This window comes from Streptomyces sp. 4N509B, from assembly GCF_052245655.1.
Taxonomy (GTDB): Bacteria; Actinomycetota; Actinomycetes; order Streptomycetales; family Streptomycetaceae; genus Streptomyces.
Genome location: NZ_JBQQBZ010000022.1, coordinates 52,251 through 74,816 on the forward strand (window position 1 = coordinate 52,251; position 22,566 = coordinate 74,816).

35 protein-coding genes are annotated in these 22,566 nt (G+C 69.7%); all 35 read right to left on the bottom strand.

Annotated features, from left to right (window positions below; genetic code table 11):
- Positions 1–6: 6 nt before the first annotated feature.
- The 35 genes from rpsK to ACTWP5_RS20305 all read right to left on the bottom strand — a co-directional run bounded on the left by rpsK (position 7) and on the right by ACTWP5_RS20305 (position 22,327).
- Positions 7–411 (bottom strand): 30S ribosomal protein S11, encoded by a 405-nt coding sequence (gene rpsK, locus ACTWP5_RS20135; protein ID WP_443222424.1) that lies wholly within the window; start codon positions 409–411, stop codon positions 7–9.
- Positions 412–498: 87 nt separating this feature from the next.
- On the bottom strand, positions 499–879 hold the full coding sequence (rpsM, locus tag ACTWP5_RS20140) for a 30S ribosomal protein S13 (RefSeq protein WP_443222425.1): 381 nt from the start codon (positions 877–879) through the stop codon (positions 499–501).
- Between the two features lie 183 nt (positions 880–1,062).
- A complete protein-coding gene (rpmJ, locus tag ACTWP5_RS20145; protein ID WP_049567412.1) occupies positions 1,063–1,176 on the bottom strand; it encodes a 50S ribosomal protein L36 in 114 nt (37 codons plus the stop codon).
- A gap of 58 nt (positions 1,177–1,234) precedes the next feature.
- A complete protein-coding gene (gene infA / locus ACTWP5_RS20150) occupies positions 1,235–1,456 on the bottom strand; it encodes a translation initiation factor IF-1 (RefSeq protein ID WP_003948620.1) in 222 nt (73 codons plus the stop codon).
- Between the two features lie 152 nt (positions 1,457–1,608).
- Positions 1,609–2,445: a type I methionyl aminopeptidase gene (gene map / locus ACTWP5_RS20155; RefSeq protein ID WP_443222426.1), complete on the bottom strand. Its 837-nt coding sequence runs from the start codon at positions 2,443–2,445 to the stop codon at positions 1,609–1,611.
- Between the two features lie 119 nt (positions 2,446–2,564).
- Positions 2,565–3,221: an adenylate kinase gene (locus tag ACTWP5_RS20160; protein ID WP_443222427.1), complete on the bottom strand. Its 657-nt coding sequence runs from the start codon at positions 3,219–3,221 to the stop codon at positions 2,565–2,567.
- Complete coding sequence (gene secY / locus ACTWP5_RS20165) at positions 3,221–4,549, bottom strand: preprotein translocase subunit SecY (RefSeq protein ID WP_443222428.1); 1,329 nt, start codon at positions 4,547–4,549, stop codon at positions 3,221–3,223. Before secY ends, ACTWP5_RS20160 begins: the two co-directional genes overlap by 1 nt.
- 327 nt (positions 4,550–4,876) lie before the next feature.
- Entirely contained in the window at positions 4,877–5,353 is a 477-nt protein-coding gene (gene rplO, locus ACTWP5_RS20170; RefSeq protein ID WP_443222429.1) for a 50S ribosomal protein L15, read from the bottom strand.
- A gap of 1 nt (position 5,354) precedes the next feature.
- Positions 5,355–5,537 carry a 50S ribosomal protein L30 gene (rpmD, locus tag ACTWP5_RS20175; protein WP_443222430.1) on the bottom strand — a complete coding sequence of 61 codons (183 nt, stop codon included), beginning with the start codon at positions 5,535–5,537 and terminating at the stop codon, positions 5,355–5,357.
- The gene (gene rpsE, locus ACTWP5_RS20180; RefSeq protein WP_443222431.1) at positions 5,537–6,139 is read right to left on the bottom strand and encodes a 30S ribosomal protein S5; all 603 of its coding nucleotides are present in this window, start codon (positions 6,137–6,139) and stop codon (positions 5,537–5,539) included. Before rpsE ends, rpmD begins: the two co-directional genes overlap by 1 nt.
- Before the next feature lie 43 nt (positions 6,140–6,182).
- Positions 6,183–6,566: a 50S ribosomal protein L18 gene (rplR, locus tag ACTWP5_RS20185; protein ID WP_443222432.1), complete on the bottom strand. Its 384-nt coding sequence runs from the start codon at positions 6,564–6,566 to the stop codon at positions 6,183–6,185.
- Positions 6,567–6,569: 3 nt separating this feature from the next.
- Positions 6,570–7,109 (bottom strand): 50S ribosomal protein L6, encoded by a 540-nt coding sequence (gene rplF, locus ACTWP5_RS20190; RefSeq protein ID WP_443222433.1) that lies wholly within the window; start codon positions 7,107–7,109, stop codon positions 6,570–6,572.
- Positions 7,110–7,137: 28 nt separating this feature from the next.
- On the bottom strand, positions 7,138–7,536 hold the full coding sequence (gene rpsH, locus ACTWP5_RS20195) for a 30S ribosomal protein S8 (RefSeq protein WP_443222434.1): 399 nt from the start codon (positions 7,534–7,536) through the stop codon (positions 7,138–7,140).
- A gap of 87 nt (positions 7,537–7,623) precedes the next feature.
- Positions 7,624–7,809: a type Z 30S ribosomal protein S14 gene (locus tag ACTWP5_RS20200; RefSeq protein ID WP_443222435.1), complete on the bottom strand. Its 186-nt coding sequence runs from the start codon at positions 7,807–7,809 to the stop codon at positions 7,624–7,626.
- Between the two features lie 6 nt (positions 7,810–7,815).
- Positions 7,816–8,379, bottom strand: a complete 564-nt coding sequence (rplE, locus tag ACTWP5_RS20205; RefSeq protein ID WP_443222436.1) for a 50S ribosomal protein L5 — start codon at positions 8,377–8,379, stop codon at positions 7,816–7,818.
- Positions 8,379–8,702, bottom strand: a complete 324-nt coding sequence (gene rplX / locus ACTWP5_RS20210) for a 50S ribosomal protein L24 (RefSeq protein ID WP_443222437.1) — start codon at positions 8,700–8,702, stop codon at positions 8,379–8,381. Before rplX ends, rplE begins: the two co-directional genes overlap by 1 nt.
- Positions 8,703–8,705: 3 nt before the next feature.
- A complete protein-coding gene (rplN, locus tag ACTWP5_RS20215; protein ID WP_443222438.1) occupies positions 8,706–9,074 on the bottom strand; it encodes a 50S ribosomal protein L14 in 369 nt (122 codons plus the stop codon).
- Between the two features lie 3 nt (positions 9,075–9,077).
- Positions 9,078–9,362 carry a 30S ribosomal protein S17 gene (gene rpsQ / locus ACTWP5_RS20220; RefSeq protein WP_443222439.1) on the bottom strand — a complete coding sequence of 95 codons (285 nt, stop codon included), beginning with the start codon at positions 9,360–9,362 and terminating at the stop codon, positions 9,078–9,080.
- Positions 9,359–9,631 (bottom strand): 50S ribosomal protein L29, encoded by a 273-nt coding sequence (gene rpmC / locus ACTWP5_RS20225; RefSeq protein ID WP_443222440.1) that lies wholly within the window; start codon positions 9,629–9,631, stop codon positions 9,359–9,361. The genes rpsQ and rpmC overlap by 4 nt, the downstream gene beginning before the upstream one ends.
- Positions 9,631–10,050, bottom strand: coding sequence for a 50S ribosomal protein L16 (rplP, locus tag ACTWP5_RS20230; protein WP_443222441.1), 420 nt, complete (start codon positions 10,048–10,050; stop codon positions 9,631–9,633). Before rplP ends, rpmC begins: the two co-directional genes overlap by 1 nt.
- A gap of 3 nt (positions 10,051–10,053) precedes the next feature.
- The gene (gene rpsC, locus ACTWP5_RS20235; RefSeq protein WP_443222442.1) at positions 10,054–10,905 is read right to left on the bottom strand and encodes a 30S ribosomal protein S3; all 852 of its coding nucleotides are present in this window, start codon (positions 10,903–10,905) and stop codon (positions 10,054–10,056) included.
- Positions 10,905–11,252, bottom strand: a complete 348-nt coding sequence (gene rplV, locus ACTWP5_RS20240) for a 50S ribosomal protein L22 (RefSeq protein WP_443222492.1) — start codon at positions 11,250–11,252, stop codon at positions 10,905–10,907. The genes rpsC and rplV overlap by 1 nt, the downstream gene beginning before the upstream one ends.
- A 34-nt stretch (positions 11,253–11,286) precedes the next feature.
- The gene (rpsS, locus tag ACTWP5_RS20245) at positions 11,287–11,568 is read right to left on the bottom strand and encodes a 30S ribosomal protein S19 (RefSeq protein WP_443222443.1); all 282 of its coding nucleotides are present in this window, start codon (positions 11,566–11,568) and stop codon (positions 11,287–11,289) included.
- Positions 11,569–11,580: 12 nt separating this feature from the next.
- Positions 11,581–12,417 carry a 50S ribosomal protein L2 gene (rplB, locus tag ACTWP5_RS20250; RefSeq protein ID WP_443222444.1) on the bottom strand — a complete coding sequence of 279 codons (837 nt, stop codon included), beginning with the start codon at positions 12,415–12,417 and terminating at the stop codon, positions 11,581–11,583.
- Between the two features lie 42 nt (positions 12,418–12,459).
- Positions 12,460–12,798 (bottom strand): 50S ribosomal protein L23, encoded by a 339-nt coding sequence (rplW, locus tag ACTWP5_RS20255; protein ID WP_443222445.1) that lies wholly within the window; start codon positions 12,796–12,798, stop codon positions 12,460–12,462.
- Positions 12,798–13,448: a 50S ribosomal protein L4 gene (rplD, locus tag ACTWP5_RS20260; protein ID WP_443222446.1), complete on the bottom strand. Its 651-nt coding sequence runs from the start codon at positions 13,446–13,448 to the stop codon at positions 12,798–12,800. The genes rplW and rplD overlap by 1 nt, the downstream gene beginning before the upstream one ends.
- Positions 13,449–13,453: 5 nt before the next feature.
- Positions 13,454–14,098, bottom strand: a complete 645-nt coding sequence (rplC, locus tag ACTWP5_RS20265) for a 50S ribosomal protein L3 (RefSeq protein ID WP_443222447.1) — start codon at positions 14,096–14,098, stop codon at positions 13,454–13,456.
- A 20-nt stretch (positions 14,099–14,118) separates the two neighbouring features.
- On the bottom strand, positions 14,119–14,427 hold the full coding sequence (rpsJ, locus tag ACTWP5_RS20270) for a 30S ribosomal protein S10 (protein WP_016473429.1): 309 nt from the start codon (positions 14,425–14,427) through the stop codon (positions 14,119–14,121).
- Positions 14,428–14,904: 477 nt separating this feature from the next.
- Entirely contained in the window at positions 14,905–16,362 is a 1,458-nt protein-coding gene (locus tag ACTWP5_RS20275) for a sodium/solute symporter (RefSeq protein ID WP_443222448.1), read from the bottom strand.
- Positions 16,359–16,850 (bottom strand): hypothetical protein, encoded by a 492-nt coding sequence (locus tag ACTWP5_RS20280; protein ID WP_443222449.1) that lies wholly within the window; start codon positions 16,848–16,850, stop codon positions 16,359–16,361. Before ACTWP5_RS20280 ends, ACTWP5_RS20275 begins: the two co-directional genes overlap by 4 nt.
- Entirely contained in the window at positions 16,847–17,662 is an 816-nt protein-coding gene (locus ACTWP5_RS20285) for a LytR/AlgR family response regulator transcription factor (protein ID WP_443222450.1), read from the bottom strand. The genes ACTWP5_RS20280 and ACTWP5_RS20285 overlap by 4 nt, the downstream gene beginning before the upstream one ends.
- Complete coding sequence (locus ACTWP5_RS20290) at positions 17,659–18,744, bottom strand: sensor histidine kinase (RefSeq protein ID WP_443222451.1); 1,086 nt, start codon at positions 18,742–18,744, stop codon at positions 17,659–17,661. Before ACTWP5_RS20290 ends, ACTWP5_RS20285 begins: the two co-directional genes overlap by 4 nt.
- Positions 18,745–18,911: 167 nt before the next feature.
- Positions 18,912–19,964 (bottom strand): DUF5954 family protein, encoded by a 1,053-nt coding sequence (locus ACTWP5_RS20295; protein WP_443222452.1) that lies wholly within the window; start codon positions 19,962–19,964, stop codon positions 18,912–18,914.
- Between the two features lie 294 nt (positions 19,965–20,258).
- Positions 20,259–21,959, bottom strand: a complete 1,701-nt coding sequence (locus ACTWP5_RS20300) for a solute symporter family protein (RefSeq protein ID WP_443222453.1) — start codon at positions 21,957–21,959, stop codon at positions 20,259–20,261.
- Positions 21,956–22,327: a DUF485 domain-containing protein gene (locus tag ACTWP5_RS20305; RefSeq protein WP_443222454.1), complete on the bottom strand. Its 372-nt coding sequence runs from the start codon at positions 22,325–22,327 to the stop codon at positions 21,956–21,958. The genes ACTWP5_RS20300 and ACTWP5_RS20305 overlap by 4 nt, the downstream gene beginning before the upstream one ends.
- Positions 22,328–22,566: the final 239 nt, after the last annotated feature.

Consider the following 22,566-nt stretch of genomic DNA (forward strand, 5'->3'; position numbering starts at 1 on the left):
ACCTGGTCAGACGCGCCGACGCTTGGGCGGGCGGCAACCGTTGTGCGGGGTGGGGGTGACGTCCTGGATCGAGCCGACCTCCAGGCCGGTGGCCTGGAGCGAGCGGATCGCGGTCTCCCGGCCGGAGCCGGGACCCTTCACGAAGACGTCGACCTTCCGCATCCCGTGCTCCTGGGCACGGCGGGCGGCGTTCTCGGCGGCCATCTGCGCGGCGTACGGCGTGGACTTCCGGGAGCCCTTGAAGCCGACGTGGCCGGCGGAGGCCCAGGAGATCACGTTGCCGCTGGGGTCGGTGATCGAGACGATGGTGTTGTTGAACGTGCTCTTGATGTGAGCATGCCCGTGGGCGACGTTCTTCTTTTCCTTGCGCCGCACCTTCTTGGCGCCGGCGCCACGGCCCTTGGGTGGCATGTGGTGGAACTCCTTGGAGGTGGTCGGTCCTGGTCGGTCCTACGGAGTAGGTCCTGCGGGACGCACTGACGTGAGCGGACCGGTGGACTACTTCTTGCCCGGCTTCTTCTTGCCGGCGATGGCGCGACGCGGACCCTTGCGGGTGCGGGCGTTGGTCTTGGTGCGCTGGCCGTGGACGGGCAGTCCGCGGCGGTGGCGCAGGCCCTCGTAGCAGCCGATCTCAACCTTGCGGCGGATGTCGGCCTGGATCTCGCGACGGAGGTCACCCTCCACCCGGATGTTGTTGTCCACGTACTCGCGAAGCTTGACGAGGTCCTCCTCGACAAGGTCGCGGACGCGGGTGTCGGGGTTCACTCCCGTACTCGCGAGCGTCTCCTTGGCAAGGGTGCGCCCGATGCCGAAGACGTAGGTGAGGGCGACCTCGACGCGCTTGTCGCGCGGGAGGTCAACGCCGGCGAGGCGTGCCATGAATGTGGCTCCTGTGGGTCGTCGGAGGTCTGCGCAGCACCGTTCCCGGACGTGTGTCCGGGTCCCCGGCCTCCGACCGGGGGTGTCGTCCCCGCCGAGGCGGGGGGGCGGGTGACTGCGATGCGGATGTCTGAGTGTCGCGCGGCGAAGCAGCGACAGTGCGCGGATGCGGTCGGTGTGCGGTCAGCCCTGGCGCTGCTTGTGGCGCAGGTTCTCGCAGATGACCATGACCCTGCCGTGGCGGCGGATCACCTTGCACTTGTCGCAGATCTTCTTGACGCTCGGCCTGACCTTCATGAGATGCGAGGTTCTCCGAGTCTGGATCTGGATCGACGGTTTACTGGGGGTGTCCTGGCTACTTGTACCGGTAGACGATCCGTCCGCGCGTCAGGTCGTACGGAGACAGCTCCACCACGACCCGGTCGTCGGGAAGAATGCGGATGTAGTGCATTCGCATCTTGCCGCTGATGTGCGCGAGGACCTGGTGGCCGTTCTGGAGCTCCACCTTGAACATCGCGTTCGGGAGAGACTCGACGACGGTGCCCTCGATCTCGATGGCCCCTTGTTTTTTGGCCATGCCTGAGCGCTTCACCTTCCGGAATCGGCTACCTGGGACAGCCCTGACACAGGGGTGTACCAGGACCGACGCACCAGTCTACGGCACCCCACTCAAAAAGACGAATCAGTGATCCATTCCCCGATGGGAAGATCGTTATGCCTGCTGAGAGGCTACGCGAGGGGATCGGGGGCGGCCGTCACGCCGAGGCGGGCCAGGCGCTCACGCCCGCCGTCGGGGGCCGTGAGGACCAGCGGGCCCTCCTCCGTGAGGGCCACGGAGTGCTCCCAGTGCGCCGACCACGTGCCGTCGTTCGTCTTGACGGTCCACTCGTCGGCCAGCACGTGCGTCTTCGCGGTGCCGAGGGAGACCATCGGCTCGATGGCCAGGCACATCCCCGGCACGAGCTTCGGGCCGCGTCCCCGCCTGCGGTCGACGTAGTTCAGCAGGTGCGGGTCCATGTGCATCTCGCTGCCGATGCCGTGGCCGCCGTAGCTCTCGATGATCCCGTACCTCCCCGAGGGCGGCAGCGGCTGGCGGCGGATGTGCCCCTCGATGGCCCGGGAGATGTCCACCAGGCGGTTGCCCCTGCGCATCGCGGCGATGCCCGCCCAGAGGGACTCCTCCGTGACGCGGCTGAGCTCGGCCACCTCCGGCGGGTGCCCCTCGCCCACGAGGACGGTGAGGGCGGCGTCGCCGTGCCAGCCGTCCACGATGGCGCCGGCGTCGATGGAGATGATGTCGCCCGACTTCAGCACCGTCACCCGATCGGGGATGCCGTGCACGACGACCTCGTTGACGGAGGTGCAGATGGTGGCGGGAAAGCCGCCGTAGCCGAGGAAGTTCGGCTTGGCGCCGTGGTCGGCCAGGACCTGGGCCGCTATCTCGTCCAGGTCCTTGGTGGTGGCCCCGGGCACCGCCGCCGCCGCGCAGGCGCGGTGGATCTCGGCCACGACGAGGCCGGCGGCCCGCATCCTGGCGATCTGCTCGGGGGTCTTGATCTCGACCATGGTGGTGTGACTTCGCTCCTGCCGCCTGCCGCGGCTTCGCTTCCGTGACGGCTTCTGTGGGGACTTCCGTGGGGGCACCGCCGCCCGTGTGGGGGTGGCGGCGCCCCGGGACTGACGGGTTACGCGCCGCGGTCCGGGAGGGCCGCCATCGCGCGCTGGGTGACCTCGGGGACCGTGCCGAGGGCGGAGATCGTCACGACCAGGCCCTGGGCCCGGTAGTAGTCGATGATCGGCTCGGTCTCCTCGTGGTAGACCGCGAGCCGCTTCCGCACGGTGTCCTCGCGGTCGTCCTCCCGCTGGTACAGCTCGCCGCCGCAGGCGTCGCAGACGCCCTCCTGCCGCGGCGGGCTGTAGTCCAGGTGGAAGACGTGGCTGGAGTCGGTCCGGCAGACGCGGCGACCCGCGATCCGCTTGACGACCTCCTCCTCGGGAACCTCCAGGTCGAGCACGGCGTCGAGCTTGTGGCCCCAGTCCCGCAGGAGGCCGTCGAGCGCCTCGGACTGGGCGATGTTGCGCGGGAAGCCGTCGAGCAGGAATCCGTCCTCGGCGTCGGGCCGCTCCATGCGGTCCGCCGCCATCGCCACGGTGACCTCGTCGGGCACCAGGCCACCCTCGCGCAGGATCGACTCGACCTGCTTACCCAGCTCGGTGTGCTGGGAGATGTTGGCCCGGAAGAGGTCGCCGGTGGAGATGTGTGGGATCTCCAGACGCTTGGCGAGCAGCACGGCCTGCGTGCCCTTGCCCGCGCCAGGGGGTCCCGTGAGGACGATGCGCATCAGCGGAGGAACCCTTCGTAGTTACGCTGGTGGAGCTGGCTCTCGATCTGCCTGACGGTCTCCAGACCCACGCCCACGATGATCAGGATCGATGTCCCTCCGAAGGGGAAGTCCTGCTGGGCTTGGAACATCACCAGCGCGACGGTGGGCACCAGCGCGATGAGGCCCAGGTAGAGCGAGCCCGGCCACGTGATGCGGTTCAGCACGTAGCTCAGGTACTCCACCGTGGGGCGACCCGCACGGATGCCCGGAATGAAGCCACCATACTTCTTCATGTTCTCCGCGACATCTTCGGGGTTGAACGTGATGGCGACGTAGAAGAAGGCGAAGAAGACGATCATCAGGAAGTACGTGATGATGTAGTACGGGTGGTCACCGCCCGTGAAGTACCGGTTGATCCAGTCCACCCAGCCGGACTCGTTGTTCGAGCCGGCGAACTGCACCAGCAGCTGCGGGATGTACAGCAGCGAGGACGCGAAGATGACGGGGATGACGCCCGCCTGGTTGACCTTGAGCGGGATGTACGTGGACGTGCCGCCGTAGGAGCGGCGGCCGATCATCCGCTTCGCGTACTGCACGGGGATGCGGCGCTGTGCCAGCTCGACGAAGACCACCAGGCCCACCATCGCGAGACCACAGGCGACGACCACGCCGAACTCGATCCAGCCGTCGGCGAGGCTGCCCTGCTGCTTGATCTGCCACAGCGAGGCGGGGAAGCCGGCGGCGATGGAGACGAACATCAGCAGCGACATGCCGTTGCCGATGCCGCGGTCGGTGACGAGCTCGCCCATCCACATGATCAGGATCGTGGCGCCGGTCAGGCAGATCACCATGACGATGGTGGCCCAGATGGAGTTGTCGGGGATGATCTCGTTGCGCACCGAGCACTGGGGGAAGAGGGTGCCGCTGCGGGCGGTGGCCACGAGGCCGGTGGCCTGGAGCACGGCGAGCGCCACCGTGAGGTAGCGCGTGTACTGGGTGATCTTGGCGGTCCCGGACTGGCCTTCCTTCTTCAGGGCCTCCAGACGCGGGATCACCACCACCAGCAGCTGGAGGATGATGCTCGCGGTGATGTACGGCATGATGCCGAGCGCGAAGATGGTCAGCTGCATCAGCGCGCCACCGCTGAACATGTTGACCAGACCGAAGAGGCTCGAGGAGCCCGTCTGGTCCTCCATCTCCTGAACGCACGTATTGACGTTGGACCAGCTCACGCCTGGGACGGGGATGTGTGCTCCCACCCGGAACAGCACCACGATGCCGAGGGTGAAGAGCAGCTTCTTACGCAGGTCGGGCGTCTGGAACGCCCGGGCGAACGCGGTGAGCACGGCTCCTCCTGCGCCCCCCGCGCCGCGCGCGAGAGGTGACGGTCTTGAAGTTCAACGGATATTCGACGGGTAACGAAGGGTCCTGCGGTGGCGACGGCCTTCGCAACGATACCGGCGTTACCGCCTGGCCGGAATGACCAGCCTCCGCCGAGCCAGCCCGGGGTGCCGCCCCGGTACCGAAGTCAGGACCGCCGTGGCGCCGGGGGGGACGACCCTCGGCGCCACGGTCGAACGTCTGCGACGGCGGCGGGCGGCGAAGGGCGCCACCACGCCGGACGGTCCCCGCCGCGCACACGACGGGGGCCGTCGTCGACCTGGGTCGTCCGTCTAGGACTCCGTGACGGTGCCGCCGGCCGCGGTGATCTTCTCGCGGGCGGAGGCGGAGACGGCGTCGACCGACACCGTCACTGCCACGGAGATCTCCCCACGGCCGAGGATCTTCACCAGTTCCTTCTTGTGGACCACGCCCTTGGCCACCAGGTCGGCCTTGGTCACCTCGCCGCCCTCGGGGTAGAGCTCGGCCAGGCGGTCCAGGTTGATGACCTGGTAGTGCTTGTGGAACGGGTTGTTGAAGCCCTTCAGCTTCGGCAGCCGCATGTGGAGCGGCAGCTGCCCACCCTCGAATCCGGCCCTCACCTGCGAACGGGCCTTGGTGCCCTTGGTGCCACGGCCCGCGGTCTTGCCCTTGGAGGCCTCACCGCGACCCTTGCGGATCCTGTCCTTCTTGGCACCGGCGGCCGGGCGGAGGTCATGGAGCTTGATCGGGCCGCCGGCCTGACCGCCGTCCTTCGCGAACTCCACCATCTCAGTCCACCTCCTCGACCGTCACCAGGTGGCGCACGGTGTTCGCCATGCCGCGGATCTCCGGACGGTCGTCCTTGACGACCGAGTGGTTGATCCTCTTCAGGCCCAGCGAGCGCAGCGTCTCCCGGTGGTTCTGCTTGGTCCCGATCTGGGACCTGACCTGGGTGATCTTCAGCCGCGCCATCACGCACCCACTCCCGCGCGGGCCCGCAGCAGAGCGGCGGGCGCCACCTCTTCGAGGGGCAGGCCGCGGCGGGCCGCGATCTCCTCGGGGCGCTGAAGGCCCTTCAGCGCGGCGACCGTGGCGTGCACGATGTTGATCGGGTTCGACGAACCGAGCGACTTGCTCAGCACGTCGTGGATGCCCGCGCACTCCAGCACCGCGCGGACGGGGCCACCCGCGATCACACCGGTACCGGGGGAGGCGGGCTTGAGCAGCACGATGCCGGCGGCCTCCTCACCCTGGATGGGGTGCGGGATGGTGCCCTGGATGCGGGGGATCTTGAAGAAGTGCTTCTTCGCCTCCTCCACGCCCTTGGCGATCGCGGCCGGCACTTCCTTGGCCTTGCCGTATCCGACGCCGACGGTGCCGTCGCCGTCACCCACCACGACGAGCGCGGTGAAGCTGAAGCGGCGACCACCCTTCACAACCTTGGCGACGCGGTTGATCGCGACGACACGTTCCAGGTAGGCGGTCTTCTCGGCGGCCGCGCCGCCGTCCCGGCCCCTACGGTCCCGCCGCTCGCCGCCACCTGCGCCGCCACCGCGGCGCTGTGGTCCAGCCATGAGATGTACTACCTTTCTCGTTTTCTAGGACGACGGAACCGGCTCAGAACCTGAGCCCCGCCTCGCGGGCGGCGTCGGCCAGCGCGGCCACCCGCCCGCCGTACTTGTTGCCGCCGCGGTCGAAGACGACGGTCTCGATGCCGGCGGCCTTGGCCCGCTCGGCAACGAGGGCGCCGACCCGCTTGGCCTTGTCGCTCTTGTCGCCCTCGGTCTCACGGATCGAGACGTCGAGGGAGGAGGCGGAGGCCAGGGTGTGACCGGCGACGTCGTCGACGACCTGGGCCCACATGTGGCGGTTGGACCGGGTCACGACCAGGCGCGGGCGCTCGGGCGTGCCCGAGATCTTCTTCCGCACCCGCAGGTGGCGGCGCTTGGCCGCGGCACGCTTGCGCGCGTCACCCTTGGCGATCTTCACACCGTATGGCATGGCTTACTTACCCGCCTTTCCGACCTTGCGGCGGATCACTTCACCCTCGTACTTCACGCCCTTGGCCTTGTACGGGTCGGGCTTGCGCAGCTTGCGGATGTTCGCCGCGACCTCGCCGACCTTCTGCTTGTCGATGCCCTCGACGCTGAACCGCGTGGGCGTCTCGACCTTGAAGGTGATGCCCTCCGGCGGCTCCACCACGATCGGGTGGCTGTAGCCCAGCGAGAACTCCAGCGTGCTGCCCTTGGCCGCGACGCGGTACCCGACGCCGCTGATCTCCAGCCGCTTCACGTACCCCTCGGTGACGCCGGTGATCATGTTCGCCACCAGCGTGCGGGAGAGGCCGTGCAGGGCACGGACCTTGTTCTCGTCGTTGGGGCGGGTCACCACGATGGTGCCGTCCTCGGAGCGGTCGACCTCGATCGGTGCCGCCACGGTGTGCGACAGCGAGCCCTTGGGGCCCTTGACCGCGACCGTGCGGCCGTCGATGGTGACGTCCACGCCGGCGGGGACCGGAATGGGCTGCTTGCCGATGCGCGACATTGGCTTGGCTCTCCTTCCGTATCCCTCGTCACCAGACGTAGGCGAGGACTTCCCCGCCCACGCCCTTCTTCTGCGCCTGCTTGTCGGTGAGCAGGCCGTGGGAGGTGGAGATGATCGCCACTCCCAGGCCACCCAGCACCCGGGGCAGGTTGGTGGACTTCGCGTAGACCCGCAGGCCCGGCTTGGAGATCCGCTTCACGCCGGCGATCGAACGCTCCCGGTTCGGGCCGAACTTCAGCTGGAGCACCAGGTTCTTGCCGACGGGGGCGTCCTCGGTGCTCCAGCCGGTGATGTAGCCCTCCTGCTGGAGGATCTCCGCGATGTGCGACTTGATCTTGCTGTGCGGCATGGTCACGGTGTCGTGGTACGCGGAGTTCGCGTTCCGGAGCCGTGTCAGCATGTCCGCGATGGGGTCGGTCATGGTCATGTGGATGGCCTTCGGCCTCTCCCGCCGCGGTTTCCCCCGCCGGTCACCTGGTGGTGACCAGGCGCGGGGACCTGCGGCGTAGCAGGGTTACCAGGAGCTCTTGGTGACGCCCGGCAGCTCGCCGCGGTGCGCCATCTGGCGCAGGCAGACGCGGCACAGGCCGAACTTGCGGTACACGGAGTGGGGCCGACCGCAGCGCTGGCAGCGGGTGTAGGCCCGCACCTGGAACTTCGGCTTGCGGTTGGCCTTGGCGATCAGAGCCTTCTTCGCCACAGCTGCTCACGCCTCCTTGAACGGGAATCCGAGGTGGCGCAGCAGGGCGCGGCCCTCATCGTCGGTCTTGGCCGTGGTGACCACGGTGATGTCCATGCCGCGCACCCGGTCGATCGCGTCCGGGTCGATCTCGTGGAACATCAGCTGCTCGGTGAGGCCGAAGGTGTAGTTGCCCTGACCGTCGAACTGCTTGGGGGACAGGCCGCGGAAGTCACGGATCCGCGGCAGCGCCAGCGACAGCAGGCGGTCGAGGAACTCCCACATCCGGTCGCCGCGCAGCGTGGCGTGGGCACCGATCGGCTGTCCCTCGCGGAGCTTGAACTGCGCGATGGACTTCCGGGCCCGCGTCACCACGGGCTTCTGGCCGGTGATCGTGGAGAGGTCCTTCACGGCGCCCTCGATCAGCTTGGAGTCGCGGGCGGCCTCGCCCACGCCCATGTTGACCACGATCTTGGTCAGGCCGGGCACCTGCATGATGTTCGGGTACTTGAACTCGTCACGCAGCTTCCCGATGATCTCCTCGCGGTAGCGCACCTTGAGGCGGGGCATGGTGGGGGTGGCAGTGGTCATCAGATGTCCTCACCGGTTCGCCGGGCGACGCGGAGCTTGTTGCCCTCGTCGTCGAAGCGGTAGCCGATCCGGGTCGTGACCTTCTTGCCGTCCTTCTCCACAACGAGCATCACGTTGCTGACGTGGATGGGGGCCTCGGTCGTGATGATGCCACCGGTCTTCGAGCCGCGCTGCGTCTGGCCGGCCTTGATGTGCTTCTTGACCCGGTTGACACCCTCGACGATGACACGGTCCTCGCGGGGGAAGGCCACGATGACCTTGCCCTGCTTGCCCTTGTCCTTGCCGGTGATGACCTGGACCAGGTCGCCCTTCTTGATCTTCATGGCTTACAGCACCTCCGGCGCGAGGGAGATGATCTTCATGAACTTCTTCTCGCGCAGTTCACGGCCGACGGGGCCGAAGATGCGGGTGCCGCGGGGGTCGCCGTCGTTGCGGAGCAGGACGGCGGCGTTCTCGTCGAAGCGAATGTACGAGCCGTCGGGCCGGCGGCGCTCCTTCACGGCGCGCACGATGACGGCCTTGACGACCTCGCCCTTCTTCACGTTGCCACCGGGGATCGCGTCCTTGACGGTGGCCACGATGACATCCCCGATGCCCGCGTAGCGGCGACCCGAGCCACCGAGAACACGGATGCAGAGGATCTCCTTGGCACCCGTGTTGTCGGCGACGCGCAGTCGCGACTCCTGCTGGATCATTGGTTACTTCGCCTTCTCCAGAATCTCCACGACGCGCCAGCGCTTGGTCGCGGAGAGCGGACGGGTCTCCATCAGCAGCACGCGGTCGCCGACGCCGGCGGCGTTCTGCTCGTCGTGTGCCTTGAGCTTGCTGGTGCGGCGGATGATCTTGCCGTACAGGGCGTGCTTCACGCGGTCCTCGACGGCGACGACGACGGTCTTGTCCATCTTGTCGCTGACGACGAGGCCCTCGCGGGTCTTACGCCTGCCGCGCTCCGCGTTCGTCTCGGTCACGGTGTTCTCACTCATCGGGCGTCCTCCACGGCCTCGGCCTGGTCAGCGGGCTCCGCCTGGGCCTCCACCACCACGGACTCGATGCCGAGCTCACGCTCGCGCATCAGGGTGTAGACCCGGGCGATGTCCTTGCGGACGGCCCGCAGGCGCTGGTTGTTCTCCAGCTGGCCGGTGGCCGCCTGGAACCGGAGCCGGAACAGCTCCTCCTTGGCCTCACGCAGCTTCACGACGAGCTCCTCGTCGTTCAGCTCGCGCAGCTCGGAAACCTTGGTGCCGACGGCCATCAGGACTCACCTGCCTCGCGCCGGACGATCCGGCACTTCATCGGAAGCTTGTGAGCGGCGCGCGTGAGCGCCTCACGAGCGATCTTCTCGTTGGGGTAGGACAGCTCGAACATCACCCGACCCGGCTTGACGTTCGCCACCCACCACTCGGGCGAGCCCTTGCCGGAGCCCATGCGGGTCTCGGCGGGCTTCTTCGTCAGCGGCCGGTCCGGGAAGATGTTGATCCAGACCTTGCCGCCACGCTTGATGTGGCGGGTCATCGAGATACGCGCGGCCTCGATCTGCCGGTTGGTCACGTAGGCGGCGGTGACGGCCTGGATGCCGTACTCACCGAAGGCGACCTCGGTACCGCCCTTGGCCATGCCGCGGCGCTTGGGGTGGTGCTGCTTGCGGTACTTGACCTTACGGGGAATCAGCATGGCTCAGCTCTCCGTCGTTCCCGTGCTCTCGCCGGCGGCGGCCTGGCCGCCCTGGGCCGGCTGGGCCGACTGGCCGGCCGCCTCGGTGGCGGCGGCCTGCTGTTGCTGCTGCGGGCGCCTGCCGCGTCCGCCGCGCTCACCGCGTCCGCCACGGGCCGGCCGCTCGCCGGGACCGCGCGCCGGGCGGTTGCCCGCGCGGGCCGCGGCGTTCTCGGCACGGACCTCGGCGATGTTCTTCACGTCGCCCTTGTAGATCCAGACCTTCACGCCGATGCGGCCGAAGGTGGTGCGGGCCTCGAAGAAGCCGTAGTCCACGTTGGCCCGGAGGGTGTGCAGGGGCACGCGGCCCTCGCGGTAGAACTCCGAGCGGGACATCTCGGCGCCGCCGAGGCGACCGCCGCACTGGATCTTGATGCCCTTGGCGCCGGCCTTCATCGTGCTCTGCATGGACTTGCGCATGGCACGGCGGAAGGAGACGCGGGAGGAGAGCTGCTCGGCGACGGCCTGGGCCACCAGCTGCGCGTCCAGCTCGGGGTTCTTCACCTCGAGGATGTTGAACTGGATCTGCTTGCCGGTGAGCTTCTCCAGGTTGCTCCGCAGCCGGTCGGCCTCGGCGCCACGGCGTCCGATGACGATGCCCGGACGCGCGGTGTGCACGTCGACGCGGACCCGGTCACGGGTGCGCTCGATCTCGACCTTGGAGATGCCGGCCCGCTCCATGCCCTGCGTGAGCATGCGGCGGATCGCGACGTCTTCCTTGACGTAGTCCTTGTAGAGCTTGTCGGCGTACCAGCGCGACTTGAAGTCGGTGGTGATGCCGAGCCGGAACCCGTGCGGGTTTACCTTCTGACCCATTACCGGGTTCCTTCCTTGCTGCTGACGACCACCGTGATGTGGCTGGTCCGCTTGCGGATCCGGTACGCCCGACCCTGGGCCCGCGGACGGAACCGCTTCAGGGTCGGACCCTCGTCGACGTACGCCTCCTTGACGTAGAGGTCGTCGAGGTCGGTGTGGTTGTGGTTGTGCGCGGCGTTGGCGATGGCGCTGTCGAGCACCTTGCCCACCGGCACGCTCGCGGCCTGCGGCGCGAAACGAAGCACGGCCTGCGCCTCCGCCGCGTCCTTGCCCCGGATGAGGTCCACCACTCGGCGGGCCTTCATGGGCGTGACGCGGATGTAGCGCGCACGGGCCACGGCTTCCATGGCTGTCCCTTCGGTCATGTTGGTCACGTCCGCCTCAGCGCCGCCGCGACTTGCGGTCGTCCTTGACGTGCCCACGGAAGGTGCGGGTGGGCGCGAACTCGCCGAGCTTGTGGCCGACCATCGACTCGGAGATGAACACCGGGACGTGCTTGCGGCCGTCGTGCACCGCGATGGTGTGGCCCAGCATCGCCGGGACGATCATCGAACGGCGCGACCAGGTCTTGATGAGGTTCTTGGTGCCGGCTTCGTTCTGCGCGTCCACCTTCTTCATCAGGTGGTCGTCGACGAAGGGCCCCTTCTTGAGACTGCGCGGCATCCTCGTCTGCTCCTAGCGCTTCTTGTTCGTCTTGCGGCGGCGGACGATGTACTTGTTGCTCGCCTTCTTGGGCGAACGGGTCCGGCCTTCCTTCTTGCCCCACGGCGACACGGGGTGACGGCCACCGGAGGTGCGGCCCTCACCACCACCGTGCGGGTGGTCCACCGGGTTCATCACGACGCCGCGGACGGACGGGCGCTTGCCCTTCCAGCGCATGCGGCCGGCCTTGCCCCAGTTGATGTTGGACTGCTCGGCGTTGCCGACCTCGCCGACGGTGGCGCGGCAGCGGACGTCGACCAGGCGGATCTCGCCGGAGGGCATGCGGAGGTGGGCCATGCGGCCCTCCTTCGCCAGCAGCTGCACCGAGGCACCCGCGGAGCGGGCGAACTTCGCGCCGCCGCCGGGCTGGAGCTCGATCGCGTGGATGACGGTACCCACCGGGATGTTGCGCAGCGGCAGGTTGTTGCCGGGCTTGATGTCGGCGGCGGGGCCGTTCTCGATCCGGTCGCCCTGCCGGAGGTTGGCCGGGGCGATGATGTACCGCTTCTCACCGTCCGCGTAGTGCAGGAGCGCGATGCGCGCGGTGCGGTTCGGGTCGTACTCGATGTGCGCGACCTTGGCCGGCACGCCGTCCTTGTCGTGACGGCGGAAGTCGATCAGGCGGTAGGCCCGCTTGTGGCCGCCGCCCTGGTGGCGCATGGAGATCCGGCCGGAGTTGTCCCGGCCGCCCTTGCTGTGCAGCGGGCGGACCAGCGACTTCTCCGGCGTGGACCGCGTGACCTCGACGAAGTCGGCGACGGACGAGCCACGGCGGCCCGGCGTCGTCGGCTTGTACTTGCGGATTCCCATTCTTAACGTCCTCGTCCGGTTCCGGACGGCCCGTCGTCTCCGTCAGGAGACGTACGGTCCGCCGAAGATGTCGATGCTGTCGCCCTCTGCGAGGGTCACGATGGCGCGCTTGGTGTTGGCGCGCCGGCCCCAGCCGGTGCGGGTGCGCTTGCGCTTGCCCTGCCGGTTGATCGTGTTCACGCTCGTGACCTTGACCGAGAAGATCGACTCAACGGCCTGCTTGATCTGGGTCTTGTTCGAGCGCGGGTCCACGATGAACGTGTACTTGTTCTCGTCGAGGAGCCCGTAGCTCTTCTCGGAGACGACCGGCTTGATCAGGATGTCGCGGGGGTCGGAGAACTCCTTGCTGGAGATCACCTCAACGACGGACTCGTCGGCCATCAGGCGTCACTCCCCTCGGGCTGCTTGTTCGTGGCGCGGGCCACGAAGGTGTCGAAGGCGGCCTTGGTGAAGACCACGTCGTCCGACTCCAGCACGTCGTAGGTGTTGAGCTGGCCGGGGTCGATGAGGTGCACCCGCGGGAGGTTCCGCGCCGACAGCCACGCGGTGGTGTCGGAGCGCTCGGCCACCAGCAGGAGCTTCTTGCGGTCGGTGATCTTCTCCAGCAGGGTGCGCGCGGCCCTGGTGGAGGCGTCGCCGTCCACCACGCCGCTGACCACGTGGATCCGCTCGTGCCTGGCCCGGTCGGTGAGGGCTCCCCGCAGCGCGGCGGCCTTCATCTTCTTCGGGGTGCGCTGCGAGTAGTCGCGCGGCACGGGGCCGTGGACCACGCCACCGCCGGTGAACTGCGGAGCGCGGATCGAGCCCTGGCGGGCACGTCCCGTGCCCTTCTGGCGGTACGGCTTCTTGCCACCGCCGCGGACCTCGCCACGGGTCTTGGTCTTGTGCGTGCCCTGTCGGGCCGCGGCCAGCTGGGCGACGACGACCTGGTGCATCAGCGGAACGCTGACGGTGGCGTCGAAGATCTCCGGCGGCAGCTCGACGGTGCCGGTCTTCTCCCCCGCGGGGGAAAGGATGTCTACGGTGGTCATGGTGTTCAGGCCCCCTTGGCCGCGGTGCGGACCAGGACGAGGCCGCCGTTCGGGCCGGGGACGGGGCCCTTGATGAGCAGCAGGCCCTTCTCCGCGTCCACGGCGTGGACGGTCAGGTTCTGGGTGGTGACCCGCTCGTTGCCCATCCGGCCGGCCATGCGCAGGCCCTTGAAGACGCGGCCCGGAGTGGCGCAGCCGCCGATGGAGCCGGGCGAGCGGTGCTTACGCTGGGTGCCGTGCGAGGCGCCGAGGCCACGGAAGCCGTGGCGCTTCATGACGCCCGCGGTGCCCTTGCCCTTGCTCTTGCCGGTCACGTCGACCTTGACGCCGGAGTCGAACACCTCGGCGGTGACTTCCTGGCCGAGGGTGTACTCGCTGGCGTCGACGGTCCTGATCTCCACCAGGTGGCGGCGGGGCGTGACGTCGGCCTTGGCGAAGTGGCCCTTCAGGGGGCGGTTCACCTTGCGCGGGTCGATCTCGCCGTAGGCGATCTGGACGGCCTCGTAGCCGTCGCGGTCCTTGGTCCGCACCTGGGTGACGACGCAGGGGCCGGCCTTGACCACGGTCACGGGGACGACGCGGTTGTTGTCGTCCCAGACCTGGGTCATGCCGAGCTTCTCGCCCAGCACTCCCTTGATCTGCTTGGTCATGATTCAGTCTCCCGGCCTGCTCAGAGCTTGATCTCGATGTCGACGCCGGCCGGCAGGTCGAGGCGCATCAACGAGTCAACGGTCTTGGGGGTCGGGTCGAGGATGTCGATCAGCCGCTTGTGGGTGCGCATCTCGAAGTGCTCGCGCGAGTCCTTGTACTTGTGCGGCGACTTGATGACGCAGTACACGTTCTTTTCCGTGGGAAGCGGCACCGGGCCCGCGACCGACGCACCCGTGCGGGTCACCGTCTCGACGATCTTCTTCGCCGAGTTGTCGATGACCTCGTGGTCGTAGGCCTTGAGCCGGATGCGGATCTTCTGTCCCGCCATGGCTACTTCGTCGTCCTGTCTCTGTCGTCGGCGCTCTGCTCCCGGCGTCCGCTCGCCCTCGCCTCCCACCCGCCTCCGACCCACGCGGTCGGGCGTGTCGCGCCCGTTCCCGCAGTGCGCCCCCGGAGGTTTCCTTGGTGAGGAGAAGGGGGAGAACATCCACCGGGTGCCTGGCTGATGCCCCGCCCACGCTTCCCGGAAGATCCCGGTACTTCCGGGCCTGATCAGGCCCGACGAATACAGTGGGACTCGCTTCCGGTCCTCCCGGCGGGAGGCGCGCAGCATCGACTCTCAGCCGAGCAACCTGGTTAGTGTGCCACACCAGGCGCTGCGCTTGCCAATCGGGTGGTTTCGTCCCCACCCGGCCCCTCCCCCGCACCCGCGAACCGCTCGTCGAGCCCCTCTCGCGCCCGCGTCCTGAGACCGCTGTGCGACATCGTTCGGCGGGTTCCGTTGCGCGATCGTTTCACCGCGCGTTCAGCGCGGGACGTGCAGGCGCAGGACGGCCCGCTCCGACCAGTCGGGCGGGGTGCCCAGCAGCGAGACCGTGATCATGACGAGGAAGGCGAGGGGCACCGTCCAGGCGGCGGGCTGGGCGAGCAGGACGACGAGCCAGCCCTGGCCCGGGTCGGTGAGGACGGAGGCGAGCGCCGCGCCCGTCGAGGCCAGCACGCCGGTGGCCAGCCCCGCCGCCGCGCCGGTCAGCGTCAGGCCGCGCCACCAGATGCCGAGCACCAGCAGCGGGCAGAACGTGGAGGCGGCCACCGCGAACGCCCAGCCCACCAGCACGTTGATGTCGACGCGCTCCGCGGGCAGCGACAGCAGGACCGCGACGAGCGCGCCCCCCGCCACCGCCTTGCGCAGCCGCGGCACGCTGGGCCTGGCCAGGTCGTGCGAGAGGCCACCGGCCAGCGCCATCAGCAGCCCGGAGGAGGTGGACAGGAACGCCGCGAAGGCGCCGGCGGCGACGATCGCGGTGAGCACCTCACCCCAGCCGCCGCCGATGATCTCCCCCGGCAGCACCACCGCCACGGTGTCGGTGTCCCCGCTGTGCTCCAGGTGCGGGGTGAAGACCCTCCCGAGCAGGCCGTAGACCGCGGGGAAGAGGTAGAAGACGCCGAGCAGCAGGATCACGCCGACGGCGACCCGGCGCGCCACCCAGGCGGTGGCGCTCGTGTGAAACCTCATGATCACGTGGGGCAGGCCCACCGCGCCGAGGGTAGTGGCCAGGAGAACGGACCAGGTGGCCAGCAGTGGCTCGCCCGAGCCGTTGAGGTCCAGCAGCGGGCGACTCCAGTCGTCCACGTCCACGTGCAGCGCCTCCTGGCGCGCGTCCTCGCCGGCGTGGACGACGAGGAAGACGGCGGGGACGGCGATGAAGAGCAGTTTCACGAGGTAGTGGAAGCCCTGGACGTAGGTGGCCGAGCGCATGCCGCCGGCCGCGATCGAGACGGTGACCACCAGGCCCGCCAGCACCACGCCGACCCAGTACGGCGTGCCGCTGACCAGGTGCAGCACGACGCCCGCGCCCTTGAACTGCGGCACGAGGTAGAGCCACATGATCACCAGGACGATGACGGCGCACAGCTTGCGCAGGCCCTGGGAGGCCAGGCGGTAGTCGGCGAAGTCCGGGACGGTGTACGCGCCGGAGCGGCGCATCGGCCCGGCGACCAGCGCGGCCACCGCCACGTACCCGGCGGTGAAGCCGACCGCGTACCACAGGGAGCCGATGCCGTCCTTCAGCATGAGCCCGGCCAGCCCCAGAACCGAGGCCGCCGAGACGTACTCGCCGGCGATGGCCATCGAGTTCCACACGGGGCCCACGCGCTGGGAGGCGACGAGGAAGTCGGGGGTGGTGCGCGCGGCGCGCACGCCGTAGACCCCGATGACCATGCTGGCCGCGAAGAGCAGCCCGATCGCCAGCAGTCCGGTCATGGCAGGAAGGGGTGCTCCGCGGCGCCGGCGGCGAGGTCGTCGGCGGATCCCGCGGCGGAACGTGCTGGGCGGGCGTGGTGGACGTTGCGGGAGTGGCGGGCGTGGTGGGCGTGGTGGGCGTAGGCGCGCTCGTGCTGCTCGGCGCGGCGGACGTGGAGCAGGGCGATGAGGAGCAGCAACGGGTAGCTCGCGGTCATCAGCAGCAGCCAGGAGGCGGGGATGCCGAGGACCGAGACGCGGTCGAGCACGGGGAGGGCGCCGAGCAGGCCGCTGAGGCCGAAGACCACGGCGCCCAGGACGCAGAGAGTGCGGACGGCGAGCCGGCGTTGCCTGAGGTAGAGGGCGTGGTCGGCGGGATCGGTCTCGGCGGCGATGCCCGTGCCGTCGAGGACGTGCGGCAGGAGGTGGGGGGCGGGCTGGTTCCTGCGGGAGAGGGCGATGCGCGTCTGCGGGCTGGTGATCCGGACGCGGCGCGGGGAGGCGGTCATCGGGCGTCGTCCCTGGCCTCGCGCGCGTCCTGACTGTCCTGGACGCCGTCCTGCGCCCCGTCGCGGACGGCGGCGAGCAGCCGCTCCTTCAGCTCGCGGGCGTGGCGGCGGCTGACGGGCACGTCGCCGGCCGGGGTGCGGGCCAGCAGCCCCGAGGAACTGGTGACGCGCAGGTCGCGGACCCAGCGGACGGCGACGAGGTACCCGCGGTGGGCGCGGACGAAGCCGGCCGGGGCCCAGACCTCCTCCAGGTAGCTCAGGGAGAGGCGTATGAGGTGGCTGGCCTGGCCGGTGTGGAGCCGCACGTAGTCGCCCTGGGCCTCGGCGAACTGGATGTCGTTGCGGTGGACGAAGACGGTGTGGCGGCCGGTCTCGATCTGCACGACGGAGAGCTCGTCGGCCGCGGTCGCGGGCGGGGCGGGGGCGGGGCGGCGCAGCGTGCGGACGCGGCCGACGGCCTCGGCCAGGCGCTCGGCGCGGACGGGCTTCAGCAGGTAGTCGGCGGCGCCGATGCCGAACGCCTCGACGGCGTGGTGCTCGGAGGCGGTGACGAAGACGATGGCGGGGGGCGTGGAGAGCTGGCTGACGACGCGGGCCACGGCCATGCCGTCGAGCCCCGGCATGGAGATGTCGAGGAAGACGGCGTCGTAGCTGTCGGTGCCGAGGCTGCGCACGGCGGCCTCGCCGCTGTCGGCCTCGCCGACGGCGCCGACCTCCGGCAGCGCGGCGAGCATGTCGGCCAGCTCCTCCCGGGTGGACGCCTCGTCCTCGACCACCAGGGTCCGAAGCCGCGCCGTGGTGTCACGCGTCATGTCGCGGCCACTCCTCGCTTGAAACGGGGCACGCGGATGACGACCTTCGTCCCGCTGCCCGGTGCGGTCTCGATGACCAGTCCGTACTCGGGCCCGTAGACGGTCCGCAGCCGCTGGTCGACGTTGGCCAGGCCCACGCGCTTGGCGGGCGGGCCGCTGCCCGCCAGGATCGCCTGCGCGAGCTCGGGGTCCATGCCGACGCCGTCGTCCTCGATCTCGATGACGCACAGCGGGCCCTCGCCGAAGCCGGAGACGCTGATGGAGCCGGGCCCCGGCTTGGGTTCGAGGCCGTGGCGCACCGCGTTCTCCACGATGGGCTGGATCACCAGGAAGGGAATGGCGACGGGCAGCACCTCGGGGGCCATGCGGACGGTGAGCTCCATGCGGTCGTTGAAGCGGGCGCGCTGGAGCTCCAGGTACGTCTGGATGGCCTGGAGCTCGTCGGAGACGGTGGCGTAGTCGCCCTTGGTGGCGAAGCTGTAGCGGAGGTAGTCCGCGAAGTCGTTGAGGAGGGTGCGGGCGCGGTCGGGGTCGGTGCGGATGCGGGCGCCGATCACGGCGAGCGCGTTGTGCAGGAAGTGGGGGGATATCTGGGCCCGCAGCGTGCGCAGGTCGGCCTGGGCGATGCGGGCACGGGCCCGGCGCAGCGCGGCGTGGTCGAGGGAGCGGGAGACGAGGGCGGCGACGGCCGTGAGCTCGTCCTCGGTGGGTCCGGCGTCGTCCTCGCCGTTGTGCAGGACGGCCAGCGCGCCCGACAGCTCGCCGTCGACGATGAGGGGCGAGGCCGACCAGGCGCCGCGGTGGGTGTGGGCGGCCCGGTCGTAGGTCTGGGCGAGGACGGGGGCCAGCTCCTCGGGGTCGGGGTCGGGGCCCGCGACGGCGACGACGCCGTTGAGGTCGGCGAGGACGACGGTCCTGGAGTGGAGCAGGCGACGCAGCCGTCGGGCGGCCTGGGGGCCGCCGCGACCGCGCAGGCCGTCGCGCAGGTCGGTGTCGATCTGCTGGACAGCGGTGAGCACGCGCACGGTGTGCGCGGGGTCGGGGCGGCCGTCGACCCGGCGCCCTCGCCGTCGGTCCAGCATGTCCCGCACGCTATCCCAGCGGGCCGCGAGGCTGTAGAGCCTGAACGCCCCGAACCTCCCGAACCTCCTCCTCCCCCGCCCTCCCCCGGGATCGCCGCCTGACCTCCCGCGACGCCCGCGGTCGGAACCGCCGAGGGCGCCGGAGGCGCCCCGAGGTCCCCCTTGGCTCATTCGCCCGTCCTGCGCCCGCGGCCGCGTTCGAGCCCGCGTTCACGCTCCTCGAACTCGGCGAGCGGGGGGTGCAGCCGCATCGGGCCGTACGGGTCGGTGTCGCTGGGGCGGGGCGGCTCGGGACCGTCGGGGCCGATGCGGATGAGGCGCTCCACGCGGATGATCTGGAAGCGGCGGCCGAGGACGAGCAGCTCGTTCCTCGGCGGTCCCGCGCGGTACTCCTCGGCGGCGCGGGCGTAGAGCTCCGCGTCGGTGGCGGGGATGTCGTGCTCCAGCTTCGGCAGGAACTCGGCGAGGTAGTTGAAGAGGGTGGCGCGGGCGTCCTGCGGGGTGGGGTGGAGGCCGGCCATCGGCTCCCAGGAGGTCTGCTTGCGCTCGGCGAAGGTGAACGCGGCGGGCAGCAGGACCACTCCCGGGTGGGTGGCGAGGGCGCGCAGCGAGTCGTCGCGGACGTCCTTCGGGATGCGTTCGGCCTGGTACCGCAGCGGGAGCAGCTCCATGCGCTGGATCGACTCCATGATGCCGGTGGCCCTGGCGTGGTCGACGACGAAGCCGGTGGTGCGGCAGGCCGCGGTGGTGGAGCGGTCGCCCATGTCGCGGCCCGGCTCGTCGGGGTCCGTGGGGCGGGGGCCCTCGATGCCGTCGGAGCCGACGCGGGCGAACTCGTCGCCCCGCACGACGCGGTACCGGGTGTCGCCGACGCCGAGCTCGTTGACCGGCTCGGACTCCAGGCGGGCGACGGCGGCCAGCAGCTCCTCGCGCAGCGGGTCGCCCGGCCGTGTCTCGTTCTTCGCCCGGAACCACAGGTGGGAGTTGAGGGCGTCGCGGGAGTGCTGGGGGAAGCCGTCGGCGACGTCGCTCAGCAGGCGCCATCGGTCGCCGTCGGACGGGGTCTGCTGGGCGAATCCGAAGACGGGGCCGCGGATGACGACGTTGGGATAGCGCCTGGCGGACCTGATGGTGTCCTGCTCGATGACCTCGGAGACCGGATCGTCTCGGCGGGTCACCCTGATGGTCAGGTGTGGAGGCGTCTTCCGGTGATCCTTCATGTGCCCAGTGTGATGGCTCGGGGTTGCTCGGTCAGCCGATTGCTCGAAATCTCCACCACCGTGCGCCCCCCTGCACGCCCCCGTCGGGGGACGTCCTTGCAGGTGACGGGCGAGGTGAAGCCCGGGGTCTTGAGGGGGCCTCTCAAGACCCCGGGCTGGTCGCCGGGTGGTGACACGAACCCGGCGGGTCCGCGGGGAGGGAGTCCGCGGCGGGGGGTGAGCGGTCGGAGAACCGGTCGGGTGGGGGGACGGATGGGTCGTGGGGACGGGGGATCAGTGGGGACGGGGGGTCGGTCAGTGCTGGGAGGCCTTCTCGGCGCCGGCACCGGTGAGGGCACGCACCTGGAGCTGTGCGAACCGCTCGGGGTTGCTCTCCTTCGACAGCAGGGTGCCGACGACGGCGAACAGGAAGCCCAGCGGGATGGAGACCAGGCCCGGGTTCTCCAGCGGGAACCAGTGGAAGTCCACGCCCTCGGGGAAGAGCGCCAGGCTGTTGCCCTCGGCGTCGACCTTGCCGGAGACCACGGGGGAGAAGAAGACCAGCAGGACGGCGCTGCCGAGGCCGCCGTAGATGCCGGTCACCGCGCCCGCCGTGTTGAACCGCTTCCAGAAGAGGCTCAGCAGCAGGGTCGGGACGTTCGCCGAGGCGGCCACCGCGAAGGCGAGGGCGACGAGGAAGGCGACGTTCTGGTTCTGCGCGAAGATCGCCAGGACGATCGCGACCGCGCCGACGCCGAAGGCGGCGAACCGCGCGACCCGCACCTCCTCCGCGCCGCTGGCCTTTCCGCGGCGCAGCACGTTGTTGTAGAAGTCGTGCGCCAGGGAGGACGAGGACGCGATGGTGAGGCCGGCGACGGTGGCCAGGATCGTCGCGAACGCGACCGCCGCGATGAAGGCCAGCAGCACCGCGCCGAGCCAGTCGCCACCCCAGTAGTCGCCGACGGCCTCGGCGAGCTGGGGAGCCGCCGTGTTGCCCGCCGGGTCCTGGGCGACGATGGCCTCCCGTCCGACGAGTGCCGCGGCGCCGAAGCCGAGGACCAGCGTCATCAGGTAGAAGGTGCCGATCAGGCCGATGCCCCAGTTGACGGACTTACGGGCGGCCTTGGCGTCGGGCACGGTGTAGAAGCGGATCAGGATGTGCGGCAGGCCGGCGGTGCCGAGCACCAGGGCCAGGCCGAGGCTGATCAGGTCGAGCTTGTTCGTCAGGGTCTTCCAGGCGTCGCCCTCGACCTCGACGCCGTAGCGCTGCCCGGGTTCGAGGAAGGACTGCCCGACCCCGCTGGCCTCGGCGGCGTCGTTCATCAGCCCGCCGAAGTTGAAGTCGGAGATCGCGAGCGCCAGGATCGTGATCAGCAGGGCGCCGGACATCAGCATGGACGCCTTGATGACCTGCACCCAGGTGGTGCCCTTCATCCCGCCGATGGTGACGTAGAGGGTCATCAGGATGCCGACGACGACGATGCCGACGATCTTCGCCGTGTCGTCGTCCATGCCCAGGAAGGTCTGGCCCTCCTCGATGCCGAGGAGCAGCGAGACGAGGGCGCCCGCGCCGACCATCTGCGCCAGCAGGTAGAAGATCGAGACGATCAGGGTGGAGACGGAGGCGGCCGTGCGCACCGGGCGCTGCTTCATGCGGTACGAGACCACGTCGGCCATGGTGAAGCGGCCGGAGTTGCGCAGCAGCTCGGCTATGAGCAGCAGGGCCACCAGCCACGCCACGAGGAAGCCGATGGAGTACAGGAAGCCGTCGTAGCCGGAGAGGGCGATCATGCCGGCGATGCCGAGGAAGGAGGCGGCCGACATGTAGTCGCCGCCGATGGCGAAGCCGTTCTGGACGCCGGAGAAGCCGCGTCCACCGGAGTGGAAGTCGGCGGCGGTCTTGGTGCTGCGGCCGGCCCAGATGGTGACGCCGACGGTGGCGGCGATGAGCACGGCGAAGAGGACGAGCGTGACGGTGCGCTCCCCCGAGGTGGACTCGGCGGCGAAGGTCATCATGACGGGCTGCCCTCCAGTTCCGCGCGCAGCTCGTCGGCGAGGGGGTCGAGGCGGCGGCCGGCGTAGCGCGAGTACCAGATGGCGATGCCGAAGGTGGTGACGAACTGGAGCAGGCCGAAGAAGAGGGCGATGTTGGCGCTGCCGACGACCTCGGTGGCCATGAAGTCGCGGGCGTAGACCGACATCACCACGTACAGCAGGTACCAGACGAGGAATCCGACGCTCAGCGGGAAGACGAAGCGCAGCAGGCGCGAACGGAGCTCGCGGAAGCGCGGGTCCTCGTGCATCGCGATCGAGCGGCTCGTCAGGTCACCGCCCGGTGGCGAACCGGGCGGACCCCCGGCGCCGGTCTTGGAAGTGCTCGTCATCGTTGACTCCTGTCAGGGATCGCTCCGGTGGTGCCTCGGGCAATCCGGCTGGTACATCGCCTTCGGCTGTCGCTGTCGGAAAGGTAAGGAGCGTCACACCGCGAGGGCAGGTGCTTGACAGGAGCACGCGCTGAACGCCGGCATGCGGCGGTGAACGGTCGCCAGGTACACGACGAGCGGTCGATATCCGCGACGAGCGGCGGCGCGCGTGGCGCGGGCGGGGGGGCCGGCCGGGCGGA

What these genes read in the sequence shown, in the direction of transcription:
- rpsK (WP_443222424.1), bottom strand. Translation starts at nt 411, where the DNA reads ATGCCACCCAAGGGCCGTGGCGCCGGCGCCAAGAAGGTGCGGCGCAAG.
- rpsM (WP_443222425.1), bottom strand. Translation starts at nt 879, where the DNA reads ATGGCACGCCTCGCCGGCGTTGACCTCCCGCGCGACAAGCGCGTCGAG.
- rpmJ (WP_049567412.1), bottom strand. Translation starts at nt 1,176, where the DNA reads ATGAAGGTCAGGCCGAGCGTCAAGAAGATCTGCGACAAGTGCAAGGTG.
- infA (WP_003948620.1), bottom strand. Translation starts at nt 1,456, where the DNA reads ATGGCCAAAAAACAAGGGGCCATCGAGATCGAGGGCACCGTCGTCGAG.
- map (WP_443222426.1), bottom strand. Translation starts at nt 2,445, where the DNA reads ATGGTCGAGATCAAGACCCCCGAGCAGATCGCCAGGATGCGGGCCGCC.
- ACTWP5_RS20160 (WP_443222427.1), bottom strand. Translation starts at nt 3,221, where the DNA reads ATGCGCATCGTCCTCACGGGACCCCCTGGCGCGGGCAAGGGCACGCAG.
- rplO (WP_443222429.1), bottom strand. Translation starts at nt 5,353, where the DNA reads ATGGTGGAGTTCGCGAAGGACGGCGGTCAGGCCGGCGGCCCGATCAAG.
- rpmD (WP_443222430.1), bottom strand. Translation starts at nt 5,537, where the DNA reads ATGGCGCGGCTGAAGATCACCCAGGTCAGGTCCCAGATCGGGACCAAG.
- rpsE (WP_443222431.1), bottom strand. Translation starts at nt 6,139, where the DNA reads ATGGCTGGACCACAGCGCCGCGGTGGCGGCGCAGGTGGCGGCGAGCGG.
- rplR (WP_443222432.1), bottom strand. Translation starts at nt 6,566, where the DNA reads ATGCCATACGGTGTGAAGATCGCCAAGGGTGACGCGCGCAAGCGTGCC.
- rplF (WP_443222433.1), bottom strand. Translation starts at nt 7,109, where the DNA reads ATGTCGCGCATCGGCAAGCAGCCCATTCCGGTCCCCGCCGGCGTGGAC.
- rpsH (WP_443222434.1), bottom strand. Translation starts at nt 7,536, where the DNA reads ATGACCATGACCGACCCCATCGCGGACATGCTGACACGGCTCCGGAAC.
- rplE (WP_443222436.1), bottom strand. Translation starts at nt 8,379, where the DNA reads ATGACCACTGCCACCCCCACCATGCCCCGCCTCAAGGTGCGCTACCGC.
- rplX (WP_443222437.1), bottom strand. Translation starts at nt 8,702, where the DNA reads ATGAAGATCAAGAAGGGCGACCTGGTCCAGGTCATCACCGGCAAGGAC.
- rplN (WP_443222438.1), bottom strand. Translation starts at nt 9,074, where the DNA reads ATGATCCAGCAGGAGTCGCGACTGCGCGTCGCCGACAACACGGGTGCC.
- rpsQ (WP_443222439.1), bottom strand. Translation starts at nt 9,362, where the DNA reads ATGAGTGAGAACACCGTGACCGAGACGAACGCGGAGCGCGGCAGGCGT.
- rpmC (WP_443222440.1), bottom strand. Translation starts at nt 9,631, where the DNA reads ATGGCCGTCGGCACCAAGGTTTCCGAGCTGCGCGAGCTGAACGACGAG.
- rplP (WP_443222441.1), bottom strand. Translation starts at nt 10,050, where the DNA reads ATGCTGATTCCCCGTAAGGTCAAGTACCGCAAGCAGCACCACCCCAAG.
- rpsC (WP_443222442.1), bottom strand. Translation starts at nt 10,905, where the DNA reads ATGGGTCAGAAGGTAAACCCGCACGGGTTCCGGCTCGGCATCACCACC.
- rplV (WP_443222492.1), bottom strand. Translation starts at nt 11,252, where the DNA reads ATGGAAGCCGTGGCCCGTGCGCGCTACATCCGCGTCACGCCCATGAAG.
- rpsS (WP_443222443.1), bottom strand. Translation starts at nt 11,568, where the DNA reads ATGCCGCGCAGTCTCAAGAAGGGGCCCTTCGTCGACGACCACCTGATG.
- rplB (WP_443222444.1), bottom strand. Translation starts at nt 12,417, where the DNA reads ATGGGAATCCGCAAGTACAAGCCGACGACGCCGGGCCGCCGTGGCTCG.
- rplW (WP_443222445.1), bottom strand. Translation starts at nt 12,798, where the DNA reads ATGGCCGACGAGTCCGTCGTTGAGGTGATCTCCAGCAAGGAGTTCTCC.
- rplD (WP_443222446.1), bottom strand. Translation starts at nt 13,448, where the DNA reads ATGACCACCGTAGACATCCTTTCCCCCGCGGGGGAGAAGACCGGCACC.
- rplC (WP_443222447.1), bottom strand. Translation starts at nt 14,098, where the DNA reads ATGACCAAGCAGATCAAGGGAGTGCTGGGCGAGAAGCTCGGCATGACC.
- rpsJ (WP_016473429.1), bottom strand. Translation starts at nt 14,427, where the DNA reads ATGGCGGGACAGAAGATCCGCATCCGGCTCAAGGCCTACGACCACGAG.
- ACTWP5_RS20275 (WP_443222448.1), bottom strand. Translation starts at nt 16,362, where the DNA reads ATGACCGGACTGCTGGCGATCGGGCTGCTCTTCGCGGCCAGCATGGTC.
- ACTWP5_RS20280 (WP_443222449.1), bottom strand. Translation starts at nt 16,850, where the DNA reads ATGACCGCCTCCCCGCGCCGCGTCCGGATCACCAGCCCGCAGACGCGC.
- ACTWP5_RS20285 (WP_443222450.1), bottom strand. Translation starts at nt 17,662, where the DNA reads ATGACGCGTGACACCACGGCGCGGCTTCGGACCCTGGTGGTCGAGGAC.
- ACTWP5_RS20290 (WP_443222451.1), bottom strand. Translation starts at nt 18,744, where the DNA reads ATGCTGGACCGACGGCGAGGGCGCCGGGTCGACGGCCGCCCCGACCCC.
- ACTWP5_RS20295 (WP_443222452.1), bottom strand. Translation starts at nt 19,964, where the DNA reads ATGAAGGATCACCGGAAGACGCCTCCACACCTGACCATCAGGGTGACC.
- ACTWP5_RS20300 (WP_443222453.1), bottom strand. Translation starts at nt 21,959, where the DNA reads ATGATGACCTTCGCCGCCGAGTCCACCTCGGGGGAGCGCACCGTCACG.
- ACTWP5_RS20305 (WP_443222454.1), bottom strand. Translation starts at nt 22,327, where the DNA reads ATGACGAGCACTTCCAAGACCGGCGCCGGGGGTCCGCCCGGTTCGCCA.